Annotated in this window: 13 protein-coding genes; 9 read left to right on the plus strand and 4 right to left on the minus strand. The window is 54.2% G+C overall.

Features of this window, described 5'->3' with window-relative positions; translation table 11 throughout:
* The first annotated feature begins 319 nt into the window (after positions 1–319).
* The 8 genes from AC0YOB_RS23835 (at position 320) to AC0YOB_RS23870 (ending at position 8869) form a co-directional block, all read left to right on the plus strand.
* Positions 320–1246, plus strand: coding sequence for an ABC transporter permease subunit (locus tag AC0YOB_RS23835; RefSeq protein ID WP_210045258.1), 927 nt, complete (start codon positions 320–322; stop codon positions 1244–1246).
* A 40-nt stretch (positions 1247–1286) separates the two neighbouring features.
* On the plus strand, positions 1287–2198 hold the full coding sequence (locus tag AC0YOB_RS23840) for an ABC transporter permease (RefSeq protein WP_475794877.1): 912 nt from the start codon (positions 1287–1289) through the stop codon (positions 2196–2198).
* 13 nt (positions 2199–2211) lie between these two features.
* Complete coding sequence (locus AC0YOB_RS23845; RefSeq protein WP_475794878.1) at positions 2212–3216, plus strand: ABC transporter ATP-binding protein; 1005 nt, start codon at positions 2212–2214, stop codon at positions 3214–3216.
* On the plus strand, positions 3213–4205 hold the full coding sequence (locus AC0YOB_RS23850) for an ABC transporter ATP-binding protein (RefSeq protein WP_475794879.1): 993 nt from the start codon (positions 3213–3215) through the stop codon (positions 4203–4205). The genes AC0YOB_RS23845 and AC0YOB_RS23850 overlap by 4 nt, the downstream gene beginning before the upstream one ends.
* Positions 4206–4292: 87 nt before the next feature.
* Complete coding sequence (locus AC0YOB_RS23855) at positions 4293–5747, plus strand: M17 family metallopeptidase (RefSeq protein WP_475794958.1); 1455 nt, start codon at positions 4293–4295, stop codon at positions 5745–5747.
* Positions 5748–5768: 21 nt separating this feature from the next.
* Entirely contained in the window at positions 5769–6467 is a 699-nt protein-coding gene (locus tag AC0YOB_RS23860) for a copper homeostasis protein CutC (RefSeq protein ID WP_475794880.1), read from the plus strand.
* A 35-nt stretch (positions 6468–6502) separates the two neighbouring features.
* On the plus strand, positions 6503–7480 hold the full coding sequence (locus AC0YOB_RS23865) for an ROK family protein (RefSeq protein WP_475794881.1): 978 nt from the start codon (positions 6503–6505) through the stop codon (positions 7478–7480).
* Between the two features lie 177 nt (positions 7481–7657).
* Positions 7658–8869, plus strand: coding sequence for an MFS transporter (locus AC0YOB_RS23870; protein ID WP_475794882.1), 1212 nt, complete (start codon positions 7658–7660; stop codon positions 8867–8869).
* 218 nt (positions 8870–9087) lie between these two features.
* Here AC0YOB_RS23870 and AC0YOB_RS23875 read toward each other — a convergent pair whose 3' ends face one another.
* A complete protein-coding gene (locus tag AC0YOB_RS23875) occupies positions 9088–9654 on the minus strand; it encodes a GNAT family N-acetyltransferase (RefSeq protein ID WP_475787963.1) in 567 nt (188 codons plus the stop codon).
* A 233-nt stretch (positions 9655–9887) separates the two neighbouring features.
* Here AC0YOB_RS23875 and AC0YOB_RS23880 point away from each other — a divergent pair, with 233 nt between their 5' ends.
* Positions 9888–10415: a MaoC family dehydratase gene (locus AC0YOB_RS23880; protein WP_475794883.1), complete on the plus strand. Its 528-nt coding sequence runs from the start codon at positions 9888–9890 to the stop codon at positions 10413–10415.
* Between the two features lie 180 nt (positions 10416–10595).
* On the opposite strand, the gene AC0YOB_RS23885 is transcribed toward AC0YOB_RS23880, so the two are convergent.
* The 3 genes from AC0YOB_RS23885 to AC0YOB_RS23895 form a co-directional block, all read right to left on the minus strand.
* Positions 10596–12044 (minus strand): ABC transporter substrate-binding protein, encoded by a 1449-nt coding sequence (locus AC0YOB_RS23885; RefSeq protein WP_475794884.1) that lies wholly within the window; start codon positions 12042–12044, stop codon positions 10596–10598.
* Positions 12045–12247: 203 nt separating this feature from the next.
* Positions 12248–12994 (minus strand): response regulator transcription factor, encoded by a 747-nt coding sequence (locus AC0YOB_RS23890; protein WP_475794885.1) that lies wholly within the window; start codon positions 12992–12994, stop codon positions 12248–12250.
* A gap of 72 nt (positions 12995–13066) precedes the next feature.
* Entirely contained in the window at positions 13067–14911 is a 1845-nt protein-coding gene (locus AC0YOB_RS23895) for a cache domain-containing sensor histidine kinase (protein WP_475794886.1), read from the minus strand.
* Positions 14912–14948: the final 37 nt, after the last annotated feature.

Genomic DNA, 14948 nt, shown 5'->3' on the forward strand with positions numbered 1-14948 from the left:
CAGGCGGAAATAGTCTGGAGAAGCGTAAGCTGAAAGCTTTCGTAAGAAAGCTGCCTCGGAAGGATCTGCTTACGACCTTTGTACCCCGAATTTAACCGATACAGGTGACAATGCTTCCCACGGTGTTTATTGTGGGTAGCATTGCACCACAGGTATCCACAATAAAAAAATTCAGGGGTACAACAGCGATCGGAAGACGAGTCCGCATGCGCAGCCAGATTTTTTCACCGGACTTTTAATTGATCGAAGAATGGCTCGGGGCTGCTTCTGAATCCATATTCAGATAGCGCCCCTTCCTATTTTGAAGGAGGCTCGCGATTTGGGAAGATATACATTGCAGAGAATTATCGGAGTCATTCCGCTGCTGTTTGTCGTATCCGTGCTGGTGTTTATGTTTATTCATCTCATCCCCGGAGACCCGGCGCGGCTCGTGGCGGGAAAAGACGCTACGCTTGAAGAGATCAACGCCATCCGCGCCACGCTTGGTCTGGATCTTCCCTTATGGCAGCAGTATATCCACTATATGGGCGATTTATTGCAAGGGAATCTCGGAACCTCGCTCAAGACAGGTCTCCCTGTGACGGAAACGCTGCAAAGCCGCTTCATGCCGACGATTTGGCTGACGCTTGTCAGTATGGGCTGGGCGCTGATCGCCGGCGTGCTGATCGGAATTGTTTCTGCCATAAACCGCAACAAATGGCCGGATTACAGCGGGATGCTGGCAGCGATCTCCGGTATCTCGGTTCCGGGCTTCTGGCTCGGTCTCGTTCTGATTCAATTATTTTCGGTGGAGCTGGGCTGGTTCCCTACAGGCGGTATTGATTCCTGGAAAAGCTATGTGCTGCCATCCATTACACTCGGAGCCGGCATTATGTCCATGCTCGCGCGTTTTTCCCGTTCTTCCATGCTGGAGACGATGCGGGAGGATTATATCCGGACAGGCCGGGCTAAAGGCTTGCACGAATTCATTGTCGTCGGGCGGCATGCGCTGCGCAACTCGCTGATTCAGGTCGTTACCGTAGCGGGCCTCCAGTTCGGCTTCCTGCTCGGCGGATCGGTTATGGTAGAGACGGTATTCAGCATTCCCGGCCTTGGGAGACTGCTCGTCGACTCCATTTCATTCCGCGATTATACGGTTATTCAGGCGGAGCTGCTGCTGTTCGCCACCGAATTTATTCTGATCAATCTGATTGTTGATTTGCTGTACGGCGTATTGAATCCGAAAATACGTTATTCGTCGAACTAAACCAGCATCTACTTTTGCAAATCCTTAAGGGGGTATTACAATGAATCATACTCCGACGGTTAATGGAGCCGGGTCTTCCGCGCCGGTACAAGTGCTTGCGCCGGAACCCTCCGCTAGCCGCATCGCGGAGTTTTTCCGCAAATTCAGCAAACAGCGTTTATCGCTGGCGGCCGGGATTTTTATTGTCCTGCTTGTGATGGTCGGCATCTTTGGCCCTTATTTGACGCCTTATAATCCCGATCTGCCGAACTACGATGAACTGCTGTCGGGGCCTTCAGCGAAGCATTGGGCAGGGACGGATGAATATGGCCGGGATATTATGAGCCGCCTTATCGATGGAACAAGGCTGTCGCTCGCGGTCAGTCTCAGCGCGGTGCTGATTGCGGCTGTTGCCGGGACGTTCCTCGGTCTGCTTAGCGGTTATTACGGCGGGTGGACGGATAAGCTCATCATGCGCGGCAGCGACGTCATGTTCTCATTCCCTGATTTATTGCTCGCCATCGGAATCGTTGCTATTCTGGGCCCGGGTTTATCCAATGTCGTAATTGCGGTAGCCGTATTCGGCATTCCATCCTTTGCCCGTATTATCCGCAGCGTTACGCTGTCTGCCAAGGAAACGCTGTTTGTGGAAGCGGCCCGCTCGATGGGGGCGAAGAACGGCCGTATCATTTGGCGGCATATTTTTCCCGAGACGCTGCCAAGCGTTATTGTGAATTTGACAATGAAGATCGGAACGGCCATTCTTGCGGCGTCTTCCCTGAGCTTTCTCGGTATGGGAGCGAAGGCGACCGAGCCGGATTGGGGCGCCATGCTCAGCATGGGGCGCGATTATTTGAGCATTGCTCCGCATGTCGTTTATTTTCCCGGCATTGCGATCTTTTTGACTGTGCTGGCTTTTAACCTGGTGGGGGACGGCCTGCGCGACGCTCTTGATCCCAAGACGAAAAACTAAGGGGGGATAAGCTGTGACGCAAAAATTGCTGGAAGTGCAAGGCTTGAAAACGGAATTTAAACGCGGCAGCGGAAGTGTAATGGCGGTGGCCGGCGTTGATTTTCATATTAATAAAGGGGAAGTGCTCGGACTCGTAGGCGAATCCGGCTGCGGCAAGAGCGTGACCTCGCTGTCGATCATGAGACTGCTCAAGGATACGTCCGGACGTATCGCCAGCGGGTCTGTCCGTTTCGAGGGGAGTGATCTGACCCAAATCAAGGAGGCGGAGATGCGCCGCATTCGCGGTCAGGATCTGGCTATGATTTTTCAGGAGCCGATGACGTCGTTGAATCCGGTCCTCAAAATCGGAAAGCAGCTGATGGAGCCGATTATGCTGCATATGGGCTATGGCCGGAAGCAGGCCCGCGAGCATGCGGTTCATACACTGAAGCTTGTCGGCATTCCCCGTGCGGAGGAAGTGATGAACGATTATCAGCATCAGCTCTCCGGCGGGATGCGGCAGCGGGTCATGATTGCGATGGCGATGTCCTGCAATCCAAAGCTGCTCATTGCAGACGAACCGACAACCGCGCTGGATGTGACCATTCAGGCGCAAATTCTTGATCTGATGAAGCGGCTGAAAGAAGAACAAAACATGGGCATGCTGCTCATTACGCATGATTTGGGCGTTGTTGCCGAGATGTGCGACCGGGTTGTTGTGATGTATGCCGGGCGTGTAGTTGAAGAGGCATCTGTGAAAGATTTGTTCGATAATCCGCAGCATCCCTATACGAAGGGGCTTATTCATTCGGTGCCGAAGCTTCGCCAGAAGGTGCGCCGGCTCGACTCGATCCCGGGCAATGTTCCGGATCTGTCGCATATGCCGGCAGGCTGCAAATTTGCGCCGCGCTGCCCGTATGTGATGGAGCGCTGCCTGACGCAGGAGCCGGATCTGCTGCCGGTCGAGGGACTACAAGGTCGTAAAAGCCGCTGCTGGCTGTCGCAGCAGACGGATCAGGAAGGAGGCGAGAGCGCATGAAGGAGACTCCGCTTATTGAAGTCAAAGGACTCCGGAAGTCGTTTGCGGTCCAGAAGGGGTGGCTGGGCGCCAAAAGATATTTGAATGCGGTCGACGGCATTTCCTTTGCGATCCGCAAAGGAGAGACGTTCAGCCTTGTCGGGGAGAGCGGCTGCGGCAAGTCGACGACAGGCCGGCTCGTGACGCGGCTGCTTAAGCCGGGAGGCGGCGAAGTATACTTCAACGGCCAGGATATTACGGATTTGAACGATAATCAGATGCGGCCGATCCGCAAGGAAATGCAGATGGTGTTCCAGGATCCGTATGCCTCGCTCAACCCGCGGATGAAAGTGAAGGATATTGTAGCCGAGCCGCTGCTCATTCATACGAAGCTCAGCCCGAAGGAACGGGACAAGCTGGCTCGCGAGCTGCTGGAAACGGTGGGTCTGAGCGGCCTGCATGCCGAGCGCTTCGCCCATGAATTCAGCGGCGGTCAGCGGCAGCGGATCGGAATTGCGCGCGCGCTGTCCGTCCGTCCAAGCCTGATTGTGGCGGATGAGCCGGTCTCCGCGCTGGATGTGTCGATCCAATCCCAGGTGCTTAATCTGCTGCAGGACCTCCAGGAGCAGTACGGGCTCACGTATTTATTTATTTCCCATGACCTGAGCGTAGTGGAGCATATCAGCGACCGGATCGGGGTCATGTATCTGGGTTGTCTGGTGGAAACGGCAGATAAGGACAGTCTGTATGATCGTCCTCTGCACCCGTATACGCAGGCGCTCCTGTCATCTGTGCCTGTTCCCGATCCGAGCGCGAAGAGAGAGAGGATCATTCTGAAGGGAGATATTCCAAGTCCCGTTGATCCTCCGTCAGGCTGCCGTTTCCACACACGCTGTCCTGCCTGTATGGAAGTTTGCAAGCAGACAGCGCCTGTTTTCCAGGAAATCGAGCCGGGACATCAGGTGGCCTGCCATTTGTATGACGAAGAAGTAATGAAGCCGGCGCATTGAGCAGGGCGGCAATAGCTTTTATGGACGGTTTTTGACTATTATAGTAGATAAGAGACCCCGAATATGAATGGAATAGAGGGAGCAGCCATGAAATTGACGATCGAACCCGCCCTGACGGCGGATGTCCGCATTCAGCCGGCATATGTGGAGGAGCCTTATCCCCTCAAGCTGCGCGAAGACCGCAAGCAGGCGGGGGTTGTGACCTGGCTGTACGGCAGGTCCGAAGACGAAACAGATATGCTTTCCATAGGCATGGGTGCACGCAAGAAGGTAACGCTGGAGCATATACGCCGCGCCGGTGGAACCAGCGCCCGCGCTGTGCTGCGCGAGGGCCGCGCTTCGGCGGCGCTTGTCCGGGGCCTTGCGCCCGCGGACAGCAGCGAAGCGGGCCCGGCAGCAGACGAATGGCTGCAGGCCTGGCTGGAAGGCTGGCTGCTGGGCTTGTACCGGTTCGATAAATATCGGAGCTCGACCCGAAAAGAAGGGACGGCTGCTTTAAACATAGACCCGAGCGAGTGGACGGAGCTGTCGGCATCCGATCTGGATGCGGTAGTGGCGAAGGCGCGCATCCGGGCAGAAGGTGCGATGGCGGCGCGGGATCTTGTCAATGAAACGCCGGAGACGTTGAACCCGGGCGGTTTTGTTGAAGCGGTACTGGCGCGTTTTGCCGGTACGCCCGTTCATATTCATGTTTATCGCGGGCAGGAGCTCATCGACCGTCAAATGAACGGACTGCTTGCGGTTGGAGCAGGCAGCAAGCATCCTCCCGCTTTGATCGAGCTGAAGTACGAAGGCAATGCCGGGCTTCCTATGCTTGCGCTGATCGGCAAGGGCATAACGTTTGATATGGGCGGCATGAACGTGAAGACGGGCCGCGATATCAGCGACGCCCGGATGGATATGGGAGGAGCTGCCGCCGTCATCGGAGCCTTGGATATACTGGTCCGGCAGCAAGCGGATGTCAATGTCACCGCCCTTATTGCGGTGGCGGACAACCTGCCGGACGCGAGGGCTATGCTGCCTTCGTCCGTCATCCGTTATCCGAACGGGCTGACCGTTCAGGTCGCCAATACAGACGGGGAAGGCCGGCTTGTGCTGGCGGATGCGCTGCTGCACGCGGCGAAGCTTGGCGCCGCGGAAGCGATCGACATTGCGACGCTGACGGGCAATGTAGGGGCTGCTCTTGGTCTTGAACTCGCAGGCATATGGGGCGATTCCGCAATGACCAGCCGCCTTGTCGGGATCGGCGAGCGCAATGGGGAGCGGCTGTGGCCGATGCCCTTGGTGGATGAGTATGAGGCCGAGCTGCGCAGCGATTACGCGGACTTGCGCAATGTCGGTACTTCAACGCTCGCCGGGGCCATTACGGCGGCGCTGTTCATCCGGCGTTTTGTTGACGAGTCTATGAGCTGGGTGCATATCGATATGGCTGGTACGGTTCAGTACAAGCAGGATGCCGGATATTCCGAAGCGGGGGCGACCGGTTACGGCGCCAGGCTGCTCGCGGATTATGCCGTGTTGCGTTCAAGTGAAAGAGAATAGAGAAAACAAGGAGGCATTGTTATGATTCTGGAGGTTATTGCTACATGTGTGCAGGACGCCATATTGGCCGAGCAAAGCGGGGCGGACCGGATTGAATTGATTACAGCCATTACCGAGGGCGGCTTAACGCCGGGGATCGGCATGATTGAGCAGGTGGCGGATACTGTGAGCATTCCGGTCAATGTCATGGTCCGGCCGCACAGCCGCTCCTTCAACTACGATACTTACGACATGGATGCCATCGTCGCAGAGATAAAAGCCATTGCCTCGACACGCGCTGCAGGCATTGTATTCGGAAGCCTTACCGGGGAAGGAAAGATTGACGAGCACGGACTGGAACGCGTTCTGGCCGCGGCAGGCAGACTGGACGTGACGTACCACCGCGCCTTCGACGAGCTGTCCGATCAATCAGCCGGATTGCGGACGCTGATGCGTTATCCGCAAATCTCGCGGGTATTAACTTCCGGCGGTTTTCCCACCGGAATGGACGCGGCGCACGTCATCCGCAGGCTGGTTGAGGAAGCAAGCGGCAGCAGCCTGCGGATTCTTGCCGGCGGCGGAATGGCGGCGGAAGGAATTGCGGATTTTGTCCGCCAAACCGAAGTGACGGAGGTGCATTTTGGCACGGCAGTCCGTCTTGGGCGGTCAACTCTTGCGCCGATCGATCCTGCCGCGCTCCGGGCGCTGGCGGATACTCTGCATGAGGAAGCAGCCAACTGATTTACTAAAAGAAGCTGAAAATAGGTGAATTTTATTTGCATAATATAGATAAATATGTAGTTGGAGTGGATCTGGGAGGGACGAAAATAGCAGCTGCGCTTTTCGACTCGAGCGGTAAAATGCTGAAGCGTGAACGTACGGAAACGGCGGGTGCAGCAACGGCTAGAGAGGTTGTCATGCGCATTACCGGCATAGTTCAATCCGTCGCTGAAGGGCGCACGCTCTCCGGTGTGGGGCTGGCATCGCCCGGTGCGGTCAACAGCCGGGACGGCATCGTGCTCCATGGCACGAATCTTCCGGAATGGACGAATATCCCCCTGAAGAAATGGATGGAGGCGGAGCTTGGAGCCCCTGTGCAGGTCGTCAACGATGCGAACGCCGCCGCTTGGGGCGAATATGCAAGAGGAGCCGGCCGGGGTTCTGCAAATATGGTGTATGTGACCTTCAGCACCGGTATTGGAGCCGGCATCGTGCTGGACGGCGAACTGCTTCTGGGCACGAACTCCTTCGCCGGAGAACTGGGACATAACATTATCGATCCGGGGGGTCCTGTCTGCAGCTGCGGGCGCAATGGCTGCTGGGAGACATTCGCTTCGGGCACGGCCATCCGGAATGCGGCTCTGGTCCTGATGCAGGAAAGACCGTCGCTGATTGCGGAGCTTGCGGCTGCAAAGGGGGAAGAGGTTTCGTCCAGGACGGTATTCGAAGCCCGTGAGCAGGGGGATGCTGTCGCTCTTGAAGTAATCGAGCGGGCCATTCACTATATGGCGCTCGGTCTCGCCAATGCGGTTCATACTTTCAATCCGGACCGGATTGTTATTGGCGGAGGCGTGAGCAAGGCGGCCGGCCAGCTGTTCCCGCTGCTGCGCGAGGAGACGGAGAAGCTCGTAATGAAGCCTTACCAAGGTTCATACGAAATCGTTCCTGCCGGCCTGCACGACGATGTCGGACTTATCGGGGCTGCCGCTATGTTCCGGTTCCAGCCTGCTTCAACCGCTGCTAACTCCCATTGACCCGCTATGCCTCGGAGAATTATGATGAGGATAACAATTCGTTTTGAAGGAGATGGGTCCATGGCAGCTATCGCAAGACCTCCCTGCTAAGCCTTAGACACCAGTCCTCCACGGGCACCTCCTGATTCCGATTGAGCTTTTTAACAGCCCAATCCGATATCATGAAGGGAGCTCCTGATGGACTATTCAACCAATCTGCGGATGCTGTACGCATTTCGCTTCTTTTCCAGCCTCATCCCTGCCTACGTCATCGAACGGCTGTATTGGGAGGAGCGGGGCATGACCATTCAGATGGTCGTGTATACGGAAATTATTTACGCCTTGACGATTGTTCTTCTGGAGATTCCTACAGGCGTGATGGCCGACAAATGGGGACGCAAAAGGATGCTGGTACTAAGTGCCGTGCTCGGCTGCAGCGAGTTTGTGATTCTGCTGCTTGCGGATGAATTCTGGCATTTTGCCCTGGTCGTCTTCCTGGCTGGCATCAGCCGTTCGGCCGGCAGCGGCACGGAGAATGCCCTGCTCTACGATTTGCTGGTGCTGCAGGGAAAGGCGGCTTCGTTCGAAAAACAACTGGGCTTCCTCAATGCCTGCGACTTCATTGGCGCCATCCTGGCCGCATTATGCGGAAGCTTTCTCGCCAGCCGGTTTGGCCTGGAGCTGAACTACTGGATTTCGCTCGTGAGCGCGCTGATTGCTCTGTTCATCTCGTTCCTCCTGGTGGAACCGGCAGCGGCAGCGGACGATGCTCCGGAAGAAGAAACGATACCTTTCAAACAGTATGTCGCAGTGTCTCTTCGCTTCTTCCGGTCAAACCCCGGGGTCAGCCTTGTCGTGGTTTCGGGAATGGTGACAGGAACAGCGGTAGGCTTCATCGATGAATTCTGGCAGCTGTATGCAGAACGACTGGAGATGCCGGTTGTCTATTTTGGCGTTCTATCTACCGCGCTCATGCTCCTGCGGCTTCCCGGCAACCTTCTGGCCCATCTGCTGATCGGGCGTTTCAGCTACAGGATTCTGCTTATAACCGTGACCGCTATATTCGCTGTAGGCTTTGCCTTTGCGGCTGCGAGCCGGGACTACGGCGGTCTTGCCGCTCTGCTGCTTGTCTGTCTGTTCTCCGGCGTGATGGAGCCTCTTGTCAGCGGCTGTCTGCATCATCGGATCGATTCCTCCACGAGGGCGACGATCGATTCATTCCAGTCACTGGGACTGAATCTGATTCACATCCTGGCAGGTCTTGGCTTCGGCTATTTCTCGTCCCGGTACGACGTATTCGGCGGTTATGGCTTCATCGGGCTACTATGCTTTGCTTTCCTCGTGTGGTTCATCACCGCTTCGCGATTGATCAAACATGAGGAGAAAAGCAGTGCCCGTGCGAAGGCTTAATCATCTCTGTGCCTCTGTGCTTGTAAAGCAGGCGGATAAAAAGGGACTGCCCGAGGGTTTTGAAAAACCTGAGGAGCAGTCCCTTTCTAAATGTAAAAGTATGGATCCATACGTTGTGAAGAAGCATGCTGCGCTTCCAGAGGACGGCAAGAGCCGAGCTGTTCTTCTTACGTACAGGAAGGCATGATGGAGGCTGCGTCCACCGGGCCGAGACCGGCTCAGCTCGTAATGAGGGCAAGCACAATCACGTCGAGGAAGATCTGAGTGACCTCGTGCTTGAGATATTTTTTCAGCAATCCTTCGACCTTGAACCCGCATTTTTTCAATAAACGGATAGAAGCTTCATTCTCTGGCCGCACATCGGCCTGAATCCGGTGCGCCCCGATATGATGGGCGCCGTAAGCCGTTACTTGCTCCAGCGCCTCGGTCATCAGCCCCTGATTCCAGTAAGGCCGTGCCAGCTCAAAACCGATCGTAATCGGGAACAGCGGTTCCGTCTCGAATGTTCCTCTAAGGGGCATGTACATAATCGTGCCGATCAGAGCATCATCCGTCTTTCTGGCAATCCCCCACGGCAGGAGCGACTTCATCTCATAATGCTCGTTCCAGGATTGAATCAGCTCCCGTGCTTCTTCTACCGAGCCGGGACCGTACCAATCCAGAAATCTCGTAACCTGCGCATCGGCGTATACGCTGTACAAATCATGATCGTCCGAGATTCTTATCTGTCTTAAATGCAAACGTTTGGTCTGCAGCAGCGGGAATGGCTGCGAGCCATTAATCATCAGACATACCGGCTTTCGCTAGGGAGTGGATAGAGTCATTATAGGCCTGGAAGATGAAGAGAAGATGAAGGCGGTGGAATATAGTGGAAATTGTACGGAAGGCAGGCGGATTGCGTCTATGCCAACAATCGAATCCGGAAACAAAAGTTGCCGGCCGGAAGGAATCATGCTATTCTTTTTCTTGGTACTACCAGAATACCAAGAAAAATGAAAGCAAAGGAGCTGCCGCCAAAATGTCCGAACAAACCAGACCCCATCATCATCTTCCCGTTTATAATACCGAGGATTGGATGTACGAGGAATTCGAGACCGGAAAGCAGGTAAGATCGATACGCAGAACGATTTCCGAAGGCGAGAGCATGCTGTTCAATTCGCTTGTTCTTGATATGCATCCTTATGTGGGGGACGAGATATTTGCCAGGGAAGAGGGGCTTTTCCAGAAAAGGCTGGTTGCGGGCGCGATGGTCTTCAGCTATGGCTTGGGGTTAATGGCACACAATAATATCCATACTTTCAGCTACGGCTACGACAAGCTTAGATTTATCAAGCCCGTCTTCATAGGCGATACCATCTATACAGTCAGAACTCATATGGACAAAAGACCGAAGTATAAGGAAATGGGACTTATCCGCGTGAGCTATGAAATCTATAAGAACGAGGGTGAGCTTGCGCTGTATTGCGAGCATCTGCAAACGGTCAAGTATCGCCATCCGGAGCAGTGGCAGGATCAGGTCGAGAAGAAGCAAGGCATTTCTGAATAAGTATGTCCGGACTTGGGGTTGTTCCAACAGCGGTCCTATGAATCAGTCATCTGAATTTTATACAAAAGAACCTCGGGGTCCACTGCTTAAGTGGGGTCGGAGGTTCTTTTGACTACCAAAATATCGTCAGGCAATTATGACCGTCATCATATCATGACACCGGATAAGAGTATCTGCGGCTTATTCGTTGAGGAACAGCTCCGCTTTGCTCTGAATGAGCTTTGCAACGTCAGCCGCCGATTTCTGGCCCTTAAAAAATGCCTCGCCTTCCTCCGTAATGATATCGGTTATCTTCGAATTTCCGCCGACGGCATGAACCGCTTCCGTCACGCTGCCTTCCAGCCCGTCAAGCAGAGCGGGGTCGAACTTGAACGCGTCGGTTTCCGCAGGGCCGTTCTTGTAGGCAGGCACCTCTCCTTTGGCGCGCAGCTCCTTGATCTGCTTGTCGAAGGCGATTCGGTTGATCGAAAAGCCGGTGTTGCCGAGTGAAAGATTCGGCTCGGCCTCGCCTTGCTCCGACAGAATAAACTTGACGAAATCCCAGGCCTGCTGCTTGACGGGCGAGGCGGCATTTATTCCGATCGTTCCATTGGGGGTGAAATAGCCGCCCGCTCCCAGTTCCTGCGCATGCGGTTTCGTATACAGCTCCCCCTCCCCGCCATAACTGCCCAGTGTCAACAAAAACTCCATAGGCGACTGGATTTGCATTTCCTGAAAATAAGTATGTGTTTTTGTCCGTTTGCCGCCGGCCACAGCGTCGAAAACAACTCCGTCGTCGAACATCTTTTTGACTTGTTCCATCAGGCTAGTAAAGGATGCCGAATCGAACTTTGCCTTGCGGCTGGCCTCGTCGACGAACAGGGCATAATTGTCGCTGACCATCTCGGTCAGCAGATAGGCAGGGTCGCTGACCAGCGCGTTCGGGTACTCGCCCTTCTGTGCCAGCTGCTTCGCCGTTTCGACAAAATCATTCCACGTCCAATTTGTGTCATCCACTTGGACGCCGGCCTTTGCTATGGCATCTTTGTCGCCGACCAAGCCGTCAAGGAAAAATGACAGCGGTAAACTGTAGAGTCCTCCGCCAATTTGCGTATTGTCCAAAATATTGGTGAAATAATCCTCCTTCCTGAAGGCCGCATCCTGCTTCATCAGATCGTTGAAATCGGCGAGCAGATGCCGGCTTGCATATTGGCCGGCCGGCAGCATATCCAATTCCATCAGGTCGGGTCCCTTGCCGGCCAGCATTGCCGTATTCGTGGTCGTGACAAATTTCTCGATATTGGCCAACTGCGTATCCAGATCCGTAAATTCGGCTTGCGCGGTCTGCAGCTCGATCTCAACATTGGGATGGGCCGCCTCATACTTCTTCTTGGCCGACTGCAGCTGCTCGCTTGGGGTGAACGTCGCAAACACAAGCTTGACAGGGCCGGCCGGCGCTTCGTCCCCGCCCTCTGCCTGACCGTTCGTTCCCGACGCAGAATTGCCGTCCGCATCCGCCTTTCCCTGGTTTTGAACGGACGCGGTCTCTTTGCTCCCCGCATTATTCCCGCCGCTGCCGCTGTTTCCGGTACAGGCGGAAAGACAGAGCAGTATCAGACAAACTACGATCGTAAATCCGGTTTTCTTCATGATAAGCCACCTTTTCTCATTTGTCTTCCTGCATTGAATCGCCGCCCTATAAGCGTTGACCCATTAAATGTAAAGCAAAGATATGTCCATTTTTTCATCAATTTGTTAATAAATTGTCTCTGAATCCGCCCATTGCCGCACATGGCATAAGAAAAAAAGACCGTCAGGGACAATACGCCCTAACGATCTTTTATCATAATGGATTATTTCTGGAATTCCTTTGGCGTACAGCCGGTGACCTGCTTGAAAATACGGCTGAAATAAAACTGATCGGGATAGCCGACCCGTTCTCCGACTTCCTTGATCGTCAGACTCCGATGATGGGTCAGCAGATATTTGGCCTCGTTAATGCGCAGAGACGTCAAATATTTGGAAGGCGGCTCCTCCGCGTATTTGGTGAATATTTTGCTTAAATAAGAGGCGTTGAAGTTGAAGCTCCGCGCGATCTGCTCCATGCTGAGATCCTGCTGGAAATTTTCCCGCATGAAGCTCTGCACCAGCTGAACAATTTCCTCCGGATTGCCGCCCGGGTTGGGAGAGCCCTTCATATTTTCCTTGAACGCGGAACGTTCATGATCGATCAGTGTTTTTATTCGCGTCAATACGCGCTTTAATTCCTCGGATGCAATCGGTTTCAGCAAATATTCGTCAACGTCGTAATGTATGGCCGAGCGGGCATATTCGAAGTCCGCATAACCGCTCGTAATGATTTTTCGTACGCGGGGATAGTACAGATGCATGGACTTGATCAGGCTCATGCCGTCCATCACAGGCATGCGGATATCCGTGACGAGCAGATCAGGCTGCTTCACGCGGGCCAGCTCCAGCGCTTCGCGGCCATCCTGGGCAGCGCCGACAACCTTCAGCGTATCGTCCATGCTCTCGATTTTGCGGACCAGACTATTCCTGATCAGATCCTCATCCTCAGCGACAATAATCCGGATTTGCACACGTTCTTCGATGCTGCTCGCCTCCTATGCTGCAACTTCCAAAAGTTCGATTTTAAGCACCGGAAACAACCTCTATAATGTTCCGCCTATGATGATGGTTGCCCCTGCCCGCGGCCGGTTATCAATCCGGAAAAGCATATCCCCGCCGTAAGTCAGCTTCATGCGGATATAAATATTCAGCAGACCCATTCCATCGAGCTGGAGCACGGGAATGACATGGGTCTCGTTGATCTCCCGGATTCTGCCGTTCAGGTTGTTCAGGCTGTCTTCCGTGAAGCCCGGGCCGTTGTCCGACACCTCGATTTGCCAACGATTATCCTGTATAATCCCTTTGACCTGAATCATCCACGGCGGCTCGTTCGTCGTACAGAACTTCAGGGAATTCTCCACAAGGGGCTGAATGATCAGCTTGGGAATTCTCAGCTTGAGGATGCTCTCCTCAATATCGATGCTGTACTCGAGCTTCCTTCCGTAGCGGATCTGGTTGATCTCCAGATATTTCTCGGTGTGCAGCACCTCTTCCCCAAGATCCACCAGAGATTCGTCCGACGAAAAATAACGCAGGAAATGCGACATGTTCTCCGTCATGGAGATGATCTGCTCGTTCATATTTTCCTCCGCCATCGCATGGATCGTGGCCAGCGTGTTGTAGAGAAAATGCGGATTCATCTGCGATTGCAGCGCCACCAGCTTGGCCTGCATCTCCTGAGACTGCGACATAAGCAGCTCGTCCATGGACTGTTTGAGCCGCGAGCTCATCTGCTGGAAGGAAAAGTGCAAATGATCCAGCTCGGTCAGGCCGCTGTTCAGCTCCAGCGCCGCTACTCTGCCGGTTCCCAGATCCTCCAGTCGCATGCTGCGGATCGTGCGGTGGATTTTCAGAATGGGGAAGGTGATCCGCTTGGCCGCAGCGAAGGACAGCAGAATGGCAAACAGCATGATGATGAAGGCAACCAGCACCGTCCGCTTGGTGAACACGAACAGGGGGGCAAGCAGCTTTTTCTCCGAAACAATGATCACGGTATTCCATCCCGTAAAGCTGGAATGATGGTAGGACAGCAGCTCTTTACCGCCGGTATCGGGATTCACGAATGGCAGATAATCGTTCTCCGCCTGCGCCGCCTTGCCGGTGGGCAGCTTCATGTAGGCAGAATATACGGATGTATCGGCTTGCAAGGGATAGACGATCTGCCCCGCATCGTTGTAGACCAGAACCTTGGCCTGGTACGGATTTTGCTTGGAAAATTCAATCATGCTCTCGAAGATCCGGTTGAAATACTGCTTGACCTCCACGATGCCCATCGGTTCGTTATAGCTGTCGTAGAAGAGCCGGAACAAGGAGATGGAGTACTGCTTCTCGCTGGATGAAATAAAACGGGTCATCTCCTCGTCGGGAACGGGAAGCGTGATGGTCTTGCCCCCGGTATTGTTGATGACCTGCTGATACCAAGGCTTCTTGGAGGAATCATAGGTGCGCTCACCATTGTCGAAGCCGTTGCCGTACACCTTGTTTTTGAAATCATAGAGGTACAGCTGCTCCACCGGCCTTGAGGGGCCGATTGCAGCGGTCAGAATCTCGGCCAGCTGCTTGGCATTCTCGACGGAGCTCATCACGGGATTGGTCAGGCCGGTCGGATCGGTCTCATCCTCTTCTCCGGAGATGAACTTCTGAAAATGGGTTTTGACCAGGTTGGAATACAGAACATTCAAGGAAACATCATTCATTTTCTGAATTTCCGAATCGTTATGCTCCTGCATGGATTGGCCCATGCTCTGAAGCGTGTCGGCCGCGTTCTGCCTCAGCAGATCGGATGCCCACATATAGAACCATATCACCAGAACAGTGAATACAATCACGATAATTAGAGAATAGGTAAAGAAAAGAACGCTCTGGATGTTTCTGAATTTATTCCACATAGCTGCCTCCAGGAGCCTCAGATTACCGATCATGCTT

This window comes from Paenibacillus sp. JT31N17, from assembly GCF_056269255.1.